Below are 19035 nucleotides of genomic sequence, written 5' to 3' on the forward strand. Positions count from 1 at the left end.
CCGTATAGGAACAGGGAGTTGATCGTGTCCAAACCAGTAAGTGAAGTGAAGGTATTGGTGGTCGACGACCAAGCGGTCATTGTCGAGCAGCTGTGTGAATACCTTGAAACCGTGGGCTATGCCTGCGTACCCGCCTATTCCACCGACGAAGCCATCGAGCGTTACACGGCGGACCCCGCAGTCGGCCTTATCATCTGCGACCTGGACATGCCCGAGCGGGACGGCATTGAATTGGTGCGCGCCTTGAAGGAGATCGACGGCAGCCAACGCATGTTCGAGGCCATCATGCTGACCGGCCGGGGGGAAAAACAGGACGTGATCCGCGCGCTGCGCGCAGGTTTTGCCGACTATTACCAGAAACCCATGGACCTTGAGGAACTGCTCGAAGGCGTGCGCCGGCAGGAGCAGGCTTTGCTCGAGCGCCAGCGCAACTTCCGCAACCTGGGCGGCTTGAACCAGCGTTTGCAAGACTTGGCCGAGTCTGTGGACGAGCTGTATCAGGAGCTGGAGAAAGCCCGCGGCCAAGGCGCCCACCGGCGTGCCACGGATGGTGAAGAGAGCGAGAGCGAGCTACCCGCAGCGTTCGAGAAACTGTCGCCCCGCCAGTTGGAGGTCGCGCGGCTGGTGAGCAAGGGCAAGACCAATTACCAGATTGCCTGTGAACTGGGGATCACCGAGAACACCGTCAAACTGTACGTGTCCCAGGTGCTGCGGTTGACGCATATGCATAACCGTACCCAATTGGCGCTGGCGCTGACGCCCAGCTCATCGCCAGTGCATCAACGCTTCACTACCCACTGACCGGCGGTCTGCTGTATCCGGGGCGTATTACCGCCCCACATTGCCGTCGGGCACCTACTCACTGACCTGAAACACCACCCGGGCGGTCTCACCGCTTTCATCAAGGGCGCTGAGTTCGGCCTGGCCAACCTGGGGCAAACGCAGCAGCAGGCTGTCCTGCCCTAGGGTCTCCCCCAGCGGCTGGCCATTGAGGAACCACCAACGCCGGCCGCCGCCACCCAGGGCCGAAACATGCAACTGCAAAGGCTCGCTGCTGGTGGCCGGCCGGCGCAGATTGTCGCCCGGGCGCACCCCCACGATCGACAGCGGTGGTGCGCTGGCCGGTACCTGTGGCGGGCAGTTTGGGTCGATGGCCGGCAACCGTGCGGCACGCCGCTCCATCCGCGGTAGCCAAGGCTCCAGCGGTGCCGGCCACAGGGCAATATCGCGGGCCGTGGCGCCTGGGCAACTCCCATCCACACGCAAGCCATGCGGGTTGACCCACACCGTCTCGCGCAAGCCCAGGCCCAGCGGCTGGTCGGCGGCCTGCAAGGTTGGCGGCGTGGTGCCGTCCAAGGTCCAGGCAAACCGCTGGCGCCGGCAGTTACTGTCCTGCCTGGCCATGGGCTGGCCAAGCGGCCAACAGATCGCGGCCACGCCGACACTGGCGGGCACCGGCAAGACTGGCACGCTGATACCCCGCTGGCTGTCGCGATTGCTCAACAGGTCGTGCACCTGCAACATCAGGGGGGCGGCCGACGCCAGGCCGAACTGCCCCGCTACCGGCGTACCGTCTGGGCGACCGATCCACACACCAATCAGGTAGCGCGGGCCCACGCCAATCGACCAGGCATCCCGAAAGCCATAGCTGGTGCCGGTCTTCCAGGCCAGTTGCGGGCGCTGCACCAGTTCGGCATGCGGGTCGCGGTCGGGGCGTGCCTGGCCGCTGAGAATACGCCGCACGATCCACGCTGCACCCGGCGACAACAGACGCCGCTCGACCAGCGGGTCCTGCGGCTGCAGGCGGACCTGCGCGGTGTTGCCGCCCCGGGCAAACGCGGCATAGCCGCCCACCAGGTCTTCCAGGCGGCTACCGGCGCCGCCCAGGACCAGCGACAGGTTGGGCTCTGCCAAAGGCGGCAGTGCCAGTGGCATACCCGCCATCCGCAGTTGCGCGGCAAAACGCTTGGGGCCGTAGGCTTCCAGCAGCTGCACGGCCGGCAGGTTCAGCGACAGCGCCAACGCCGAGCTGGCCGACACCGGTCCGCTGAAACCCATGGAGAAATTGCCCGGCCGGTAGTCGCCGTAGCGTCGCGGTACATCCTGCAGCAGCGATTCGGAATGGATCAGGCCGTCGTCCAATGCCATACCGTACAGGAAAGGCTTGAGCGTAGAGCCGGGCGAGCGCAGCGAACGCACCATGTCGACATGGCCAAAGCGGCGCTCGTCGGCCAGGTCGATCGACCCCAGGTAGGCACGCACGGCCATGGTCTGTGCTTCGACCACCAGAATGGCGGCAGAGGTGCGCTCTGGCAGGCGTGCGCGCCAGCCCAGTAGCAAGTCTTCGAGGCGCCGTTGCAAGGCTGCATCGAGCGTGGTGCGGATCAGCGGTGGGCTACTGGCGCTGTTCAAGCGCCGCGCCAGCAATGGCGCCAGCGCTGGCTCCTGCCGTGGGGCCAGCACCAGCGGTTCTTCGGCCGCTTCACGAATTTGCCGTGCCGGCCACACCTGATACTCCGCCAGGCGCTGCAGTACCTTGTCGCGTGCGCGCTGTGCCCGCTCGGGGTGGCGGTCGGGGCGCAGGCGGCTGGGTGCCTGCGGCAACACCGCCAGCAACGCGGCTTCGGCCGGGGTCAGGTGCCGCGGCGACTTGCCCAGGTAGGCCCAACTGGCTGCGGCCACCCCCTGCAAGGTACCGCCGAACGGCGCGCGGTTCAGGTAGATTTGCAGGATCTCGCGCTTGGACAGGTGCCATTCCAGTTGCAACGTGCGCCACAGCTGCCGCAATTTGCCAGCCAGGGTGCGGTCGTGCGGGTCGAGCAGGCGGGCCACCTGCATCGACAGCGTGCTGCCGCCCGACACCACTCGCCCACCGCGCAGGTTCAGCCAGGCAGCACGGGCCAGCGCCAGCGGGTTGACCCCGGGGTGGTGATAGAACCAGCGGTCTTCGTAGGTCAACAACGCCTGCAGATACAGCGGTGAAACCTCATCAGGGCTGACCGGGTAACGCCACACGCCATCAGTATCGGCAAACCGCCATAACGGTGTGCCATCTTCGGCCAGCACTACCCGCGCCAGGTCGTCACCCGGCATGGGCAGGGGCCAGATGCGGTCTGCCAGCCACAACAGGCCAGCCAGCAACAGCAGGCCGATCAGCACGGCGTGCAACAACCTGCCCGCACGGCTGCGTGGCCGCGCTAAGCTTGGCATCGGGAACCGACCTGGCCAGGTGATGGCCAAAGGCTTTGGGACGGCAAACTCGCCGACTCGTTTATCAGGAAGCAACTATGCATGTAGAAGGTTTTTTCGAGTGGCTGGGCCAGGCACTGGGATCGTTGATTCGCTTCATCGTCGACGCATTGAGCGGGCTGTTCAACCTGTTGGCCAATGCCGGTGGCAATTTCATCGACGGCCTGGCGCGCACCTTGGGCATGGACACCTCGCTGGTCAGCATCCTGGCCCTGATCATCGGCCTGATGCTGCTGTACTCGGCCATCCGCGCATTCATGCGTGCGTCGATCATCCTTGGGATCATCTGGTTGGTGCTGGGGTTGTGGGTAATGAGCTGGGTGATCCACTGAGCCATCCCGGGGGCCGCCCGGGAGGTCGCACGGCTGCCCGCCGGCAAGCCGGCTGCCACGGTGAGCGCAGCGGCATTGAAGCCAAGTGCAGCACCTGGCTTGCCAGCATGAGGTCGGTAACAGCAGCACAAGCCTAGCGGGCTTTTACCGTCATCTCGCCTTGCCCATCACCCACCGCCTGCAGGTTCGGCCGATACATCGACTCAACCTGCGGCGGCGGTACGCGGTAGGTGCCCGGGGTCACCGCCCGCGCCAGGTACAACAGGTGCGTGGTGCCATAACCGTCGAGCTTGAGCGCCGCCACATAGCGGTCGTCACGGTACTCCTGATGCACCACGCTGGCGTTCTGCATCGATTCGCGCCATTCCTTCACCGCACTGCTGGCGTTGTCCAGGCTGGCGGCACTTTGCGCCAGGTTCTGGTTCTCCAGCTCCAGGCCAGCCGGCAGCAGGTCCACTACCAGCGCATCGGGCACGCGGTCCTGGGCCTTGAGCGCCAGGTGCACCAGGACCAGATCGCCACTGCGCAGGTTGTGCAGGTCCAGGGGTTGGCCATTCATGCCCAGGTATTCGCGGCGGATCTGCATGCCGTTACCGCCGGCGGCAGGTGCCTGGCGTGGGTAGCCAGACAATGTCAGTTGCTGGTACAGCGTCGCGCTGCCTTCATTCTGCACGCTCAGCGGCGAGGCCAGCAGCGGGCCCTCCAGCTTCATGCCAGACTCGGCGTTGTTCAATTCGCGCACTTCGCCGGCACTGTCCAGGCGCGCCTGCCACTGACCCTCGGGCTTGCCCAGCAGGCCACGGCCGGCGAGGAACAAGGCATTTCGCTCCTGGGTCGACAGCCAGCGGTTGGCCGCCAGCTCATCCGACAGGGCAAACAGACGCTGGTCGACCTGGTTGGTGGCCAGGTTGCTTTCCTGCAGCAGCGCCAGGATCAGCGCCTGATCACGCAGCGGGCTGCCATAGTCAGCCATCCACCCCTTGCTGCGGCTGATGCCAAGCCCGGCTTGCAGGGCTTGCTGGGCACGCGGTTTGTCGCCCATCTTGTCCAGCGCCACCGCCAGTTGCACCAGCGGCAGGCCAGAGCGGGCATCGGCCCGGCGCTCGAACAAACCGCGTAACGCGCCCAGCGGCGCTTGCTGGCTGCGCGAGAGCACCAATGCGGCATAGGCCTGCACGGCGAAGCGGGTATGTTCGGCGTTTTCGCTGTAGTCGACCTCGATCAGGTTGCGCTCCTGCAGGTAGCGCAGCAGGCGCTCGCTGGCCTTCTTCAGCGCTTCGGCCGGTACCCCATAACCTTGGTCGCGGGCCCGCAGGAGGAAGTCGGTGACATAGGCGGTCAGCCAGTATTCCTCCTCACTGTCCGAACTCCACAGGCCAAAGCTGCCGTTGTAGCGCTGCATGCCCAGCAGGTGCTCGATCCCCATTTCGATCTTGCGCTTGCGCACATCTGTCGGCTCACCCTTGATGCCCAGGCGCTTGAGGCTTTGGGCATCGGCATACAACGACGGGTAAAGGCCGCTGGTGGTCTGCTCCAGGCAACCGTACGGGTACGCCTCCAGCGCGCGGATCTGCTCGGCCAGGTTGAGCGGTGGCCGGCTCGACAAGGCCAGGCTGGCCTCCAGGCCCGCCGGTTCAAAGGCGGCCAGGTCTGCTTCGGGCAGCGTCCATGGCTGGTCCTTCAAGGCCACGCGGTAGTGCTTGAGCATCGCCGGGTAGGCAGGGCGCACGCCCAGCGCCCACTCGCGCTCGAAGGCGGTGCTTGGCTCGTTGGGCAGTTGCAACCCGGTGACACGCACCCGGACCTTGCCCTGCCCCAGGCCGCCCTGGGCCTGCACTGGAATCAGCAGCGTCGAGCGCTGGCCTTCGGCCAGGGCCACGGTGTGCAAGGCATTGGCGGTAAGGCTCAGTTGCCCTTCGCTGCTGACTTCGACCTGCAACTGCTGGGCCCGGCCCGATAGGTTGGCCACATCCAGGGCCAGGTTGGTGCGGTCGCCGCCAGCGAGGAAACGCGGTGCCGACAGCTCGGCGATCAGCGGCGCAGCGACTACCGTCTTGCCTTCGGCCATGCCGAAGTGGTCGTCGGTCCAGGCTTGGGCCATCAGGCGCAGTTCACCATTGAAGTCGGGGATATCGACCGTTACCTGGCCCTGGCCGTTGTCATCCAGGGTAACCGGCACGCTTTGCTGGGCGACGATGGTCACCGTGGTGTTGGGGCGCTTGCCCCCCTTGGCCATGGCCGCGTCACCGCCGAATGCCAGGCTGGCCAGGCGGCCTTGCCCGGCCTCGATCAACTGGCCGTAGATGTCCAGTTGGTCGGCACCGTAGGCCTTGCGCCCGAACAGGCTAGCGAACGGGTCAGGGGTCTTGAAGTCGGTGATATTGAGGATACCTACGTCCACTGCCGACACCAGCACATGCACTTGCCGCGGCACACTACCGTCGGCGTTGGCGGCCTTGACGTTCACCGTCAGCGGCTGTTTGGGGCGCATTTTCTCGGGGGCTTGCAGGCTCACCGCCAGCTTGCGGCCGGCGCGGTCCAGCGGCAGGTGCAGCACACCGACCGAACGCTTGGGCGTGGCATTGGCCTTGCGCTCACCAGGGCGGATTACCAGCGCACTGATGTACAGGTCGTGGCGGGCCCAGGCCTTGTCCAGCTGCACGTCGAACGTCTTGCCCTCGGCGGGCACGTCGATTTCCTGCCACCACAGCGGGCCGTCACTGGACTCGATCATCAGGTAACCGCTGCCCGCAGCCGGCGGGGTCACGGTGACTTTGGCCGTGGCGCCATCAGCATAGGCCGGCTTGTCCAGCGCCAGCTTGACCTGGTCGGGGCGCACGGCACCGCCTTCGGCGTTGTCCTGGGCACGGTAACCGGCCCAGAAGCGCTCGCTGGATACCAAGCCGGTCTGCGGGTCTTCCACCTCGACCCGGTAAGGGCCCCATTCCACCTGAAAGCTCAGCTTGGCCGTGGAGCCGGCCTTGACGCTGACCGTCTCTTCGCTCTGGGTCAGGAACTTCTCGTTGTAGGCATAGCTCCAGCCATCGCTTTGCGAGTAGTTCCAGTAGTAATCACGGCGCTCACGCACCAGGCGCACCTTGAGGTCGTTGGCCGCCAGCTTGTTGCCGTCGTGGTCGGCCACCAGTACCTCGAACTCCACCGGCCCGTCGCTATCGGTTTCCTCACCGTCAAACAGGCCGCGCAAGCCTGGCAGGCGCTCGCCCGGCCAGATCGGCTGTTCCAGGCGCCGGGTGATCGGCCGGCCGCCGGACTCCTGCAAGCTGGCCTGCACGGTCAGTTGCAACGGCGAGCGGGCTTCGGCCCAGCGGCTTTCGATATCGACCACGGCCTTGCCCGCCTGGTCGAGGGTGACTTCATCCAGCTCCAGGTCCTGGTTCAGTTCGGTTTCGGTGACCGAGCCGAACTGGTAACCCGGCAACGCTGACACCGCCTCGCGCAAGGGGCGCACGTAGGCTTGGCCACTCAGGCGGTTGCCGGCCGCCGGAGCGCCGTACAGGTAACGGCCAGTGACCTGGATACGCGCGTTTTCATCCGGTGACAGTGGCTCGCTGCTGCCCTTGAGCTCCAGCGCAAGGCGCTCGGGCAGGAAATCTTCAACCAGGAATTCGTAGACCTGCTGGCGCCCACCGCCGAGGTCGAGCAGCAGTTGCCAGCGACCGGTAGGGGCCTCGCTGGCCAGCTGCAACTGGTACTGGAACAGGCCATTGGCATCGGCCTCCCAGACGAACTTGCGGCTGACCTGTTCATCCGGGCGGCGCACTTCCACGTTCACCGGTTGGGCCTTGACGGGCTTGCCGTCCTGGTCACGCAGCAGGCCGTTGAGCAGCACCGTTTCGCCTGGGCGATACAGGTCGCGCGGGCCGAAGATGAACAACTGCAAGGGGTTGGCCTGGGGCCCGGTGATGTCGAACTCGGCGAGGTCCAGCGCGGCAGTGTTCAAGCGCAGCAGCGTGGTGTGCACACCCTGGGTGGCGATGAGGGTGTCGGCCTTGGGCGTGATCGGCAACTGGGCGTGGCCCTTGCCATCGGTGGCGGCCTGGGCCAGCAGCTTGCCCTTGTCGTCATGGATTTCCAGGTTGACGCCGCTCATGGCCTTGCCGCCTTCCAACGCCTGGGCAAATACGTCCAGGCGGTCACGGTAGCGGTGCGCGGAAACACCAATGTCGCTAAGGGTGAACAGGGTGGCCGGCTGCGAGTAATCGTAGGTGCCGGAGGCACGCATCACCGCCAGGTACACGCCAGGCGCCTGCAGCGGCTTGATACCAGCGATGGGCAGCAGCACGGTCTCGCGCGTGTTGCGTGCCGGGTTCAGGTCGAAGCGGCCACTGTAGACCAGTTCGGCCATGTCCAGGGTTTCCTTGGACTGGTAGTAGTACAGGCTGCTGTTGCGCCCCCAGCTGGCCAGGAAGTTGGAGAGCATCTCCGGCTTGACCCGGAAGAACTCGACATCGACTTTGTCGACGTTCAGGGCGATGACCGGCAGGCCCTCTGCCAGGCGTGTGGGCAGCAGCGAACCGCGGCTGGCGAAGCCGATTGTCGGCTGCATGTCGCGGGTTTCCAGGCGGGTCACCGACTCACTGGCCAGTTGCTCGCCGTTCACCGCCAGCAGGCCTTTGTCCACGGTCAGCACCAGCTTGCGCTGGGGTTCGAGGTGGCGCAGGCGCAGCTCCATCTGGTTGTCGGAGAGCTCCCAGGCGCCATCGAGCTTGCCTTTGACGGTATCGACCAGGTGCACTTTGGTGGCGAAGTCCTGCTTGGCATCCAGCGGGGCAGAGAAGCTGATCGACAGCGTCGCGGCGCCGTCGAGCTGCACTTCGGAAACGTCGAGCACAGTCAGCTCGCGGCCCGCATAGCGCTTGGCGAGCACGGCAGGGTCTTCGCGTTTGGCAGCGGGGGCCTCGGCGGGCGCGGTGGCTGCCGGCTTCTCGGCCGGCGCCGGTTTGTCCGGCGTGGAAGAGTCACAGGCACTGAGCAAGGCCAGCGCGCAGGCCAGCAACAATCCTTTGTTGAACATGGAGTAGGAACTCTTTGGCAGCGGGTACTTAAGGGCCGCAATTATAGCTGGCCGGAATCATGTTCGCGCGGTTTGCTTGCCTGGCCGTTACACTGTGCCCATTCAGAATAGCCCACAAAGGCCTGCGTATGCCGATCAATGTGGGAGCGGCCTTGTGTCGCGATTGGGCTGCGCAGCAGCCCCAGACTCCCAAGGACCGCGATGACTGCACTGACCGCCGACTGGCGCCACCGCCCCACCCACCTCAAGGTTTGGGCGCTGGCCGCGCCGATGATCCTGTCCAACATCTCCGTGCCCTTGGTAGCCCTGGTCGACAGCACCGTCATCGGCCACCTGCCCCACGCCCATCAGTTGGGCGCAGTGGCCGTGGGCGCCACGTTGTTCACGTTCATGGTCGGCCTCATGGGCTTCCTGCGCATGGGGTCCACCGGTTTCGCCGCCCAGGCCGCCGGGCGAAGCGACGGCGCGGCGTTGCGCCAGGTACTGGTCCAAGGGCTGCTGCTGGCGGTCGGCTTCGCCCTGTTGATTGGCCTGCTGGCCATTCCCTTCAGCCAGTTGGCACTGCATGCGATGCAACCCAGCGACGCGCTGCAGCAAGCCACCGAAGACTTCTTCCACACCCGCCTGCTCGGGCTGCCTGCGGCGCTGGCCAGCTATGCCTTGGTCGGCTGGTTCCTTGGCACGCAGAACGCCCGCGCGCCGCTGGCGATCCTGCTGACGACCAACCTCCTGAACATCGCGCTGAACCTGTGGTTCGTACTGGGCCTGGACTGGGGTGTGCTGGGTTCAGCCCGGGCCTCGGTGGTTGCCGAGTGGAGTGCCGCCCTGCTCGGCCTGGCGCTGACCCGCCCGGCGCTGCGCGCCTACCCAGGGCAGGTCGCATGGGCGGCATTGAAGCATTGGCAGGCCTGGCGACCGCTACTGGCCGTGAACCGCGACATTTTCCTGCGCAGCCTGGCGCTGCAGTTGGTGTTCCTGCTGATCACCCTGCAAGGCGCACGCCTGGGCGAGGCGACCGTAGCGGCCAACGCATTGCTGCTCAATGGCCTGCTGCTGACCGCCTATGCGCTGGATGGGCTGGCGCATGCGGTGGAGGCACTGTGCGGCCACGCCATCGGTGCCGGTGATCGCCTCACCTTGCGCCGCTCGCTGGTGGTGGCCTGTGGTTGGTCACTGATCACCAGTCTCGGGTTTGCCGGGATGTTCCTGCTGGGTGGGCACCTGTTCATCGATCTGCAGACCGACATCGACAGCGTCCGCGCAGCGGCTTACCCGTACTTGCCTTACCTGGCGTTGCTGCCATTGATTGCGGTGTGGAGTTATTTGCTGGACGGTTTGTTCATCGGCGCCACCCGCGCGCGGGAGATGCGCAATGCGATGCTGGTTTCGGTGCTGATTGCGCTGCCGGTGGCGGTGGCCATGAGCGGGTTTGGCAACCATGGCTTGTGGTTGGCGTTTCTCGGGTTCATGGGGTTGCGGGCGGTGACGTTGGGGTGGGTGGGGTGGCGGTTGCAGCAGCGGGGGCTGTGGGTTGGCTGAGCGGGGATAGCCCATCGACCGGATAACGCGGCTCCAACTGTCATAGTCAGTAATGATCCACCTGCGCCGATCCTTGTCCCGCCTCCTATCCTGCGAACGGGATGTTCAAAGGAAATCGACATGGATCGTCGCGGCAATCACCGTTTGCGCCAAGGGCGCTTCTCAGAGCCGGGCAGACTGTATCTGCTCACAACCATTACTCGCCAGCGGTACCCCTTGTTCCGCAACCTCTGGTTTGCGCGCGCAGTGATCCGGCAGTTGCAACTCAGCGATCAGCAAGGCGACTGCCGGACTCTGGCCTGGGTATTGATGCCGGACCATTTGCATTGGCTGATCGAGCTTGGGCCAACCCATCTGAGCAAGCTCATGTGCACCTTCAAGTCGCGGAGCAGTTGTGCCCTCTACCGTGCCGGTGCTGCGCGCCAGCACATATGGCAGCCAGGCTTCTACGACCGCGCGCTGCGCAAAGACGAAGATGTGAGAGTTGCCGCACGCTATATCATCGCCAACCCCATTCGCGCCGGTCTGGTGCGCAAGGCGGGTGAATATCCACATTGGGATTGTGTGTGGCTGTGACAGCGCCGGTGAGGGCTTCGCCCTCATTTCGCGACACAAGGCCGCTCCTACAGGGATGAGCTGTAGGAGCGGCCTGTCGCGATGGGCCGCAAAGCGGCCCCGGCATTTACGACGACAGGTACGACGACCGGGTCAAACCAAGCCGCAAGGCATCCAGATACTGCGTGCGCTCACGGGCCGTGATCTTGGCGCTGGCAACCTTGTCGCGGTAGTGGGTCATCAACTCTTCGGGCGACAGGTGCACGTAGCGCAGCATGTCCTCGATGGTGTCGTGGGTCTCGATGCCGGCGTGGTACACGCTGCCATCGGCGTTCTGGTAGATGTTCACCGAGTCGGTGTCACCAAACAGGTTGTGCATGTCACCCAGAATTTCCTGGTACGCACCGACCAGGAACACGCCCAACAGATAATCCTCGCCCTCCTGCACCGCATGCACCGGCATGCTGGTCTCGATGCTCTGCTCGTCGACGTACTGGTTGATCTTGCCGTCGGAGTCGCAGGTCAGGTCCTGCAATACCGCACGCCGCAGGGGTTCTTCGTCCAGGCGGTGCAGCGGGATGATCGGCAGTACCTGGCCAATGGCCCAGGTGTCCGGCAGGCTCTGGAACACCGAGAAGTTGCAGATGTACTTGTCGGCCAGCTTGTCGTTCAGTTCGTCCAGTACCTGACGGTGCGAACGCTGGCGCGCCTTCAACGAGTTGTGCAGGCGGCGGCAGACCGCAAAGTAGCACTGCTCGGCCAGGGCCTTCTCGCTCAGGGTGAGCTTGCCATCGGCATACTGCGCAGCCACGTCACCCATGTAGTGGGTGGCACGCCAGTAGGTTTCGGTCACCATCTCGATGTCGGTCGGGCCAAGCAGGTCGACCAGCCACTGCACGGTCTCGGGCAAGGCTTCCTTGTTCTCGATGGTCGGAACCTGGTCGTTGTGCTTCTCGACGTCGGTCACCTGGATCACCAGCATGGCGTGGTGCGCGGTCAGCGAACGGCCGCTCTCGGAGAAGATATGCGGGTGCGGCAGGCCCTGCGCATCGCAGAACTCCTTGAGCATGCCCACCACCACGCCAGCGTAGTCGTCCATGTCGTAGTTGATCGAACTGGCATTGCGCGAGTGGGTACCGTCGTAATCCACACCCAGGCCGCCCCCAACATCGATGTGGTCGACCGGCAGGCCCAGCGCACGCAACTCACCGTAGTAACGGATGGCTTCCTTGAAGCCGTGCTGGTAGTCGGCCAGGTTGGCGATCTGCGAACCCATGTGGAAGTGCAGCAGGCGGATGCCCTGGTCCAACCCGGCATCGCGGAAACGCTGGACAACAGACAGCAGCTGCGCGGCCGACAACCCGAACTTGGACTTTTCCCCCCCGGTGTCGGCCCACTTGCTCGAAGCCAGCGACGACAGGCGTACGCGCAGGCCAACCTGGGGTTTGACCTTGAGCTCGGCGGCCTCTTCGATCACCAGGGCCACTTCCGACTCTTTCTCGATGACGATGAACACATTGTGGCCGAGCTTCTGGCCCATCAGCGCCAGGCGGATGAATTCACGGTCCTTGTAGCCGTTGCAGACAATGGTGCCGCCTTTGGGCGCCAGCGCCAGCACCGCCAGCAGTTCGGGCTTGGAGCCGGCCTCCAGGCCGATCGACACGTTCTGCGTGGCGATGATGTTCTCCACCACCGCTTCCTGCTGGTTGACCTTGATCGGGTACAGCGCGGTGTACTGGCTCTGGTACTCCAGGCGCGCGATATTGGCGTCGAAAGCGCCGGTCAGCTGGCGAACGCGGTCCTGCAGAATGTCGGGGAAGCGCACCAGCAAGGGCAACGACAAGCCGCTCTGGCGCAGTTCGTCGACCTGTTCGAACAGGTCGATCGGCGCGCTGTTCGGGCCGTTGGGGCGCACTTCGACGCGCCCGGCCTCATTGATGGCGAAATAACCAGCGCCCCAATGGCGGATGCCATAAACACTGCGGCTGTCGGCCACGGTCCATTGGCTACCATCGTCTTTGCGTGTGCGTCGTACGGACATTCAAGTCCCCTATAGATAAGTCGAAGACACTGCCCTGCATGCTGGCGGGCGCAGTGTAAAAGCCGAAAATGACGATTCGTCCGTGCCCCAGGGTAGACCCTGGCCACGGCAACGAGTTTAGAAAGCACTGGGCAAAAATGCGCGCCGGCTCAGCCGCCGGACTTTTTCGCCTTGAAGCCCTGCTTGATCAGCTCGGCGATCAGCAGCTCGACATGGTCGCCCTGGATTTCGATGACCCCATCCTTCAACGCGCCACCGGTACCGCAACGGCGCTTCAGGGTGGTGGCCAGCTCCTTGAGCTGATCGGGCGGCAACGGCACACCGGTGACGGTGGTCACGGTCTTGCCGCCGCGGCCTTTGCTTTCACGGCGCACACGGGCAATGCCATCGCCTTCGGGGATGACCTGCTGCTTGCAGGTACAGGCATCCACCGGTTGGCCACAGTCGGGGCAATGCCGACCGGCGTCGGTGGAGTAAACGAGACCGCCAAGGGCGGCGAAGGAAGAAGCTTTCTTGGCCACTTTTGTTCCTCGGTGCAGAGGACAAAAACTGGTCGTACCTTGGGGATGAGGCCGACCGCGAAGCCCCACTCTGGCAGGGGCGGCGCTACTGCTGCAAGACATGCGGCAGCCCGAAAAGGGCGCGCAGTGTAACGAGAAATGCGGCGATTGCTAAGTACAGGATTGCGGCATTTTGCGAATGTTTTGCGACTACCCGGGAACTGGGGCTGCTTTGCAGCCCTGTCGCGACGCAAGGCCGTTCCCACAAGGTCCTGCATACGCCGATCGATGTAGGAGCGGCCTTGCGTCGCGAAAGGACCGCAAAGCGGTCCCCACGTCATCCCAGGCTGGCTTTATAGCGCTGCAACGCCGCCAGCGAATCCGGGCAATACGGCTTCATCAGGCTTTCTTCCTCAGCCTGCGCCAGGCCAATGAACCGCGCCTCGATCACCTCTTCCGGCTGCAACCGCAGCGGCGCATCCGACACCGCCGAATACACCGCACACCACAAACGGTTATCGGGCTGGTCAAAGTAGAACCGCTCATGAAAGCGCAGTGCCGCGCCTTCAATGCCCAGCTCCTCGGCCAGTTCACGCGCCGCCGACTCGGCATACCCTTCGCCGGCCGTGACCATGCCACCCGCTGCCACATCCCAGTACCCTGGGTACAGCGCCTTGCTCAAGGTACGCCGGTGTACACACAACTCACCAGCACTGTTGAACAACAGGATGAACGTGCAGCGGCCAATCAGGCCGCGCTCACGCAGCTCGGCGCGGGGCAAGGCGCCCAGCACTTGGTCGGCTTCGTCGACCCAGGTGACCAGCTCACGGTCGGAAGCCGCCCGGTGGGCGGCCTCGTTGGCGCTGATGGCCATGCTCAACCCTGCGACAGCAACTGGCGCAGGTCGATGACCGCAGCGTTGGCCCGGGAAATGTAGTTGGCCATGACCAGCGAGTGGTTGGCCCACATGCCGAAACCGCTGCCGTTGAGCACCATCGGGCTCCACAGCGGCTCTTGCGAGGCTTCCAGCTCACGAATGATCTGCCGCACGCTGACCGTGGCATTCTTTTTCGCCAGTACATCGGCAAAGTCAACCTCGATGGCACGCAGCAAGTGCGACAGCGCCCAGGCCTGGCCACGGGCCTCGTAGAACACGTTGTCGATCTGCAGCCATGGGGTTTCCACCAGCTCTTCGTCCACTTGTGGCGCCTGGCCGGCAACCACCGACTCGGTCTTCAGCGTGGTGTTGAGCTTGACCCGGCCAACGCTGGCCGACAGGCGCTGCGACAGCGAACCCAGGCGGGTGGCGACATCACCCAGCCAGTTGTTCAGGTTGTCGGCACGGGTATAGAAGATCGCGCCCTTGTCGCCAGCAGCCAGACGGGTCTGGTAGCGCGACAGCGACTTGATGCCCTCTTCGAACTCCGACTCGCTCGAGGGCAGGATCCAGCTCTTGTTGTCGAAGTTGAAGCGCGGCTCGGCCTTGGCCAGGTCGGCGTCTTCGGTAGATTGCGACTGCGAACGGGCGAAGTCCTTGCGCAAGGCGCGGGACAGGTCGCGCACCTGGACCAGCACGCCGTACTCCCAGCTCGGCATGTTGTCCATCCACAGCCCTGGCGGGAAGCGGTCGTTGGAAATGTAACCGCCCGGCTTGTTCAGCAGGGTGCCGGCCACGGTCTTGAGGGTTTCAACGGTGGTGTAGCCAATCACCATCTGCTGGCCATTGTGCTCGGCTGCAGCCTGGGCATTCTGCTGCACCGGGAACAGCGCAGGTTCCTGGCTCCAGTACCAGCCCAGGCCGATGCACACCAGCAGATACAACCCGATCAGGGTTCCCAGGGCGCGGCTCCAAAGGCCGCCAAGGTAGCTACGGGCGGCAGCGCCGCGGCCGTCGACACGCTCACGGGGCTCGGGTTTGGCCTCGCGGTTTTTCCAATCCAGCATGGCTTTGTCCTTAATCAGTCACGACGGTTCAGGGGCTTTGACCACAGGCCTGCGCCAGGGTGCCACGGCAAGCCCGCGTGGCAGCACTATAAAGCAGACACCGCCTTACGCATAAGCGACCAATCGGTCGGTAACTGAATATTCGTTCAGAACGCAATGTTGATGCAGGGCACTCATGCGAGGGAAAAGAACTGCTAGCATAGAGCCATCATTGCCCCTGCATATCCCAACCTACAAGTAGCCAGGTCATGAGCCAAGCCGTCGAGCCAAGCCCGCTGTGCCCCGACCCGCAACTGTCGCGTAGCGGCCTGCGCAAGGACGACTCCCTTGACGAGGTACTGGTGCCCCTGCGCAAGCCGGTGTACATCCTGCTGCAGGACCACGAGCGGGCCCAGCGCCTGGCCCAGCAACTGGAATTCTTCGGGCTGCTGGTGCAGGCGTTGCCCAACGCTGCCGCGTTTCTGGCTTCGGTCGGCGAATACCCGCCTGCGGCCATCATCATGGATGTCGACTTCACCGGCAGCGGCCAGGGCCTGCTGCTGGCCGCCCAGGTACAACATGGCCTGGCGCAGAGCATTCCGCTGCTGTTCTTCAGCCACCACGAAGCTGACACACCGACGCGCCTGGCTGCCGTGCGCGCCGGTGGGCAGGACTTTCTGACCGGCAGCCTGGAGGCATCCAGCCTGCTGGAAAAGGTCGAATTGCTGACCAACGCCGGCCCGCACGAACCATTGCGAGTGCTGATCATCGACGACTCACGCACCCAGGCGCTGCACACCGAACGGGTGCTGGCCAGCGCCGGCATGCTGACCCGCAGCCTGACCGACCCGATCCGCACCATGGCCGAGCTGGCCGACTTTCAGCCCGACCTGATCATTCTCGACCTGTACATGCCGGCTTGCACCGGCCCGGAACTGGCCAAGGTGATCCGCCACAGTGACCGCTATGTGAGCGTGCCGATCATCTACCTGTCCGCCGAAGACGACCTGGACAAGCAACTGGATGCCATGAGCGAAGGCGGCGATGACTTCCTGACCAAGCCGTTTCGCTCGCGCCACCTGATCACCACCGTGCGCAACCGTGCGGCCCGCGCGCGGCACCTGAAGGCACGCATGGTGCGTGACAGCCTGACCGGGCTGTACAACCACACCCATATCCTGCAATTGCTTGAGGACTGCAGCTTCCGCGCCCGCCGTGAGCAGCAGCCGTTGAGTTTCGCCATGCTCGACATCGACCACTTCAAGAAGATCAACGACCGCCACGGCCACCCCATGGGGGACCGGGTAATCAAGAGCCTGGCGCTGTTCCTCAAGCAGCGCCTGCGCAAGACCGACTTCATTGGCCGTTACGGGGGCGAGGAATTCGCCATCGTCATGCCCAATACCGCGCTGGAGGCGGCCTACAAAGTGCTAGACGAGATTCGTCGGCGCTTTGCCGAGATCATCTACCCGGCGCAGCCGCAGGATCTGCAGTGCACCTTCAGTGCCGGGGTGGTGCAGATGGATGAGGGGCTGGACGCGTTGACCATGGCCAGCGCGGCGGATGAGGCGCTGTACCGTGCCAAGCATGCCGGGCGTAACTGTGTAGTACGGGTAGAGCGCTGAAACCGCCCTGCCCGCGAAGTATCAATAGCGCCATCAGATATAGGCACTCTGCCACTTTTTTCTGACGCCAAGCCTTCGGCGTCATCATCCGGTCACACAATCGCCATAACTTCAGCCGCCTACCCCCACTCCCCTCCGCAGGAAGTTCGCGGCTATGCGCCTGAAGTGGCTGACCAATTTCAATACGCTGTTGCTGGTGACTGTGTGTTTCACCCTGGCCGCTACCCTGTGGTGGTCGCAACGGGCGCTGGAACGGCCCTATCAGCTGATGGAGCGCTACCTGGGCCTGTCCCAGCAGTTTCAGCAGCAGGTGGCGGACAATGTCCACGCCTACCTGGGCAGCGGGGATGCCCTGCGCCATGCCGCCGCCACGCAGGCCATCCAGCAACTGCAGGGCGCCCTGGCCGACTGGCCCGCCGAACTGGCGGCCAACCTGCGCCCCAGCCTGGCCAGCCTGCAGGCCTTCACCGGCAACGAACTGCTGGCGGCCGGCAAGCTGGCTGGCGACCCGCAAGCGCTGCTATTGCAGGCCGAACGGGAATTGGGGGCCAATTTCGAGCAACTGGCCGGCTACGCCCGCGACAGTGGCACTGCCGAGGCCAACCGCTATTTGCTCCCGCTGCTCGACGCCAGCGTGCACCTGGGCCGGCTGGCACTGGCCCGCGACAAGCTGGTCAGCAGCGGCCGCCCGGAGCTTGCTGACGAAGTGGAGCGTGAGTTGCAACTGATCCGCAGCCAGGCACAGGCTATCGATGCCCTGCCCTTGCTCGGTGTCACCCGCGCTGCTGCCTCTGGTGCCGACGACTTCGCCGCCATGATGGGCCTGCAAACCCAGGCCAGCGCCCGGCAGGAAGACATCGCCGTGGGCCTGAAGCGTGAGCTGCAAAACCTGCTGGGCCGCTACCCGGCCGAATTGCAGCGCACGCGCGGACAGATCGAGCGCCGTGCCGCCCTGGCTGCCAGCACCGGCCAGCGCCTGGAAGCCGTACAGCAGGCCATCGCCGCGCTGGAACCGCAAGTGCGCGCCCAACATGGCCAAATTGCCGGCGAGGTGCGCATCATCCAGGGTTTGATGATCGCCCTGATCCTGTTCATCGCCCTGTTGATCGATACCCTGCAGCGGCGCCTGGCGCGCACCCTGACCGGCCTGGCCCCGGCGCTATCGTGCTGGGCCGAGGGCGACTTCGCCCAGGTGATCGCCCTGGGCAAGACCAACCGCGAACTGCATGACATTCAGGCATCGCTCAACCGCCTGCGCCAGTACCTGGTCGAACTGGTGGGCACCATTCGCCACAACGCCGAACAAGTCGCCGGCAGCAGCCATGCCCTGGCCGGCATGAGCGCCGCGCTGCACGATGGCGCCCACCGCCAGGCCGGCGATACCGGGCAGATCCGCGACGCCTTGGGCGAGCTGGAAGCCACCATTCAGCAAGTGGCCGGTGACGCCAGCGCTGCCGCCCATGCCAGCCGCGATGCCGGGCGTGCGGTGGAACAGGGCCAGGCGGTGATTGGCCAGAGCCTGTCGGGCTTGCGGGAACTGGTCGATGAGGTACAGGGCAATGCGCGCATGATCGAGCAACTGGCCGAAGAATCGGCCACCATCGGCGGCGTGCTGACGGTGATACGCTCGATTGCGGAACAGACCAACCTGCTGGCGCTGAACGCCGCCATCGAAGCGGCCCGGGCTGGCGAGATGGGCCGCGGCTTTGCCGTAGTGGCTGACGAGGTGCGTTCGCTGGCGCAGCGCACCACCGGGGCTACTGGCGAAATCCAGGCACTGATCGACCGCTTGCAGCAGGCGGCGCGGGAGTCGGTGGCCGGCATGCGCACCCAGCTCGAACACGCCGAAACCACCGCCAACCAGGCCCAGGCCGCCGATGGCGCGCTGGATGAGATCGTCAGCGCGATCCGCACGATCGCCGATACGGCGGTACGCATTGCCGACGTCACCGCGCAACAGACTGGCGCGGTGAGTGAGATTCGTGATCATAGCGAGCGGATTCACGCGCTGGGTGAAGACAACCTACAGCGCATTGGCGAAGGGCGTGAGCAGGGTGAGCAACTGCTGAGCCTCGGCGGGGAGCTGAGCAAGGCGGTGCGGGCCTTCAGGGTCTGAGGTTGCCTTTGCTGGCCTCTTCGCGGCTTAAGCCGCTCCTACAGGGATATCACAGGCTTTGAAAACCGTGCGGTCCCTGTAGGAGCGGCTTCAGCCGCGAAGAGGCCGGCACAGGCAATA

12 protein-coding genes are annotated in these 19035 nt (G+C 64.7%); 6 read left to right on the top strand and 6 right to left on the bottom strand.

The features are described 5' to 3' along the window. Window positions 1-18: 18 nt before the first annotated feature. Window positions 19-801: a response regulator transcription factor gene (locus ACF8SD_RS09340; protein WP_392484297.1), complete on the top strand. Its 783-nt coding sequence runs from the start codon at window positions 19-21 to the stop codon at window positions 799-801. Between the two features lie 54 nt (window positions 802-855). Here the strand turns inward: ACF8SD_RS09340 and pbpC are convergent, their stop codons facing one another. Then, a complete protein-coding gene (gene pbpC, locus ACF8SD_RS09345) occupies window positions 856-3210 on the bottom strand; it encodes a peptidoglycan glycosyltransferase PbpC (protein WP_392484298.1) in 2355 nt (784 codons plus the stop codon). A gap of 77 nt (window positions 3211-3287) precedes the next feature. Here pbpC and ACF8SD_RS09350 point away from each other — a divergent pair, with 77 nt between their 5' ends. Next, window positions 3288-3581 carry a hypothetical protein gene (locus ACF8SD_RS09350; RefSeq protein ID WP_009685776.1) on the top strand — a complete coding sequence of 98 codons (294 nt, stop codon included), beginning with the start codon at window positions 3288-3290 and terminating at the stop codon, window positions 3579-3581. Window positions 3582-3714: 133 nt separating this feature from the next. Here ACF8SD_RS09350 and ACF8SD_RS09355 read toward each other — a convergent pair whose 3' ends face one another. Further along, a complete protein-coding gene (locus ACF8SD_RS09355; RefSeq protein ID WP_392484299.1) occupies window positions 3715-8616 on the bottom strand; it encodes an alpha-2-macroglobulin in 4902 nt (1633 codons plus the stop codon). Between the two features lie 201 nt (window positions 8617-8817). On the opposite strand from ACF8SD_RS09355, the gene ACF8SD_RS09360 reads away from it, so the two are divergent. After that, complete coding sequence (locus ACF8SD_RS09360; RefSeq protein ID WP_392484300.1) at window positions 8818-10155, top strand: MATE family efflux transporter; 1338 nt, start codon at window positions 8818-8820, stop codon at window positions 10153-10155. Between the two features lie 120 nt (window positions 10156-10275). Continuing rightward, window positions 10276-10731: a transposase gene (locus tag ACF8SD_RS09365; protein ID WP_173887484.1), complete on the top strand. Its 456-nt coding sequence runs from the start codon at window positions 10276-10278 to the stop codon at window positions 10729-10731. A 106-nt stretch (window positions 10732-10837) separates the two neighbouring features. Here the strand turns inward: ACF8SD_RS09365 and speA are convergent, their stop codons facing one another. The 4 genes from speA to ACF8SD_RS09385 form a co-directional block, all read right to left on the bottom strand. Further along, window positions 10838-12751 (bottom strand): arginine decarboxylase, encoded by a 1914-nt coding sequence (speA, locus tag ACF8SD_RS09370; protein ID WP_029885908.1) that lies wholly within the window; start codon window positions 12749-12751, stop codon window positions 10838-10840. Between the two features lie 149 nt (window positions 12752-12900). Beyond that, complete coding sequence (locus ACF8SD_RS09375; RefSeq protein WP_009685768.1) at window positions 12901-13272, bottom strand: translation initiation factor Sui1; 372 nt, start codon at window positions 13270-13272, stop codon at window positions 12901-12903. 316 nt (window positions 13273-13588) lie between these two features. Continuing rightward, on the bottom strand, window positions 13589-14125 hold the full coding sequence (locus tag ACF8SD_RS09380; protein WP_009685767.1) for an NUDIX hydrolase: 537 nt from the start codon (window positions 14123-14125) through the stop codon (window positions 13589-13591). 2 nt (window positions 14126-14127) lie between these two features. Further along, window positions 14128-15195, bottom strand: coding sequence for a DUF2333 family protein (locus ACF8SD_RS09385; protein ID WP_274411485.1), 1068 nt, complete (start codon window positions 15193-15195; stop codon window positions 14128-14130). A gap of 248 nt (window positions 15196-15443) precedes the next feature. On the opposite strand from ACF8SD_RS09385, the gene ACF8SD_RS09390 reads away from it, so the two are divergent. Together ACF8SD_RS09390 and ACF8SD_RS09395 are read left to right on the top strand one after the other, a co-directional pair. Next, window positions 15444-16799: a diguanylate cyclase gene (locus ACF8SD_RS09390; RefSeq protein ID WP_392484301.1), complete on the top strand. Its 1356-nt coding sequence runs from the start codon at window positions 15444-15446 to the stop codon at window positions 16797-16799. Window positions 16800-18135: 1336 nt separating this feature from the next. Further along, a complete protein-coding gene (locus ACF8SD_RS09395) occupies window positions 18136-18915 on the top strand; it encodes a methyl-accepting chemotaxis protein (protein WP_371105751.1) in 780 nt (259 codons plus the stop codon). Window positions 18916-19035 lie beyond the last annotated feature (120 nt).

This window comes from Pseudomonas sp. CJQ_9 (assembly GCF_043106615.1).
GTDB classification, from domain to species: domain Bacteria; phylum Pseudomonadota; class Gammaproteobacteria; order Pseudomonadales; family Pseudomonadaceae; genus Aquipseudomonas; species Aquipseudomonas juntendi.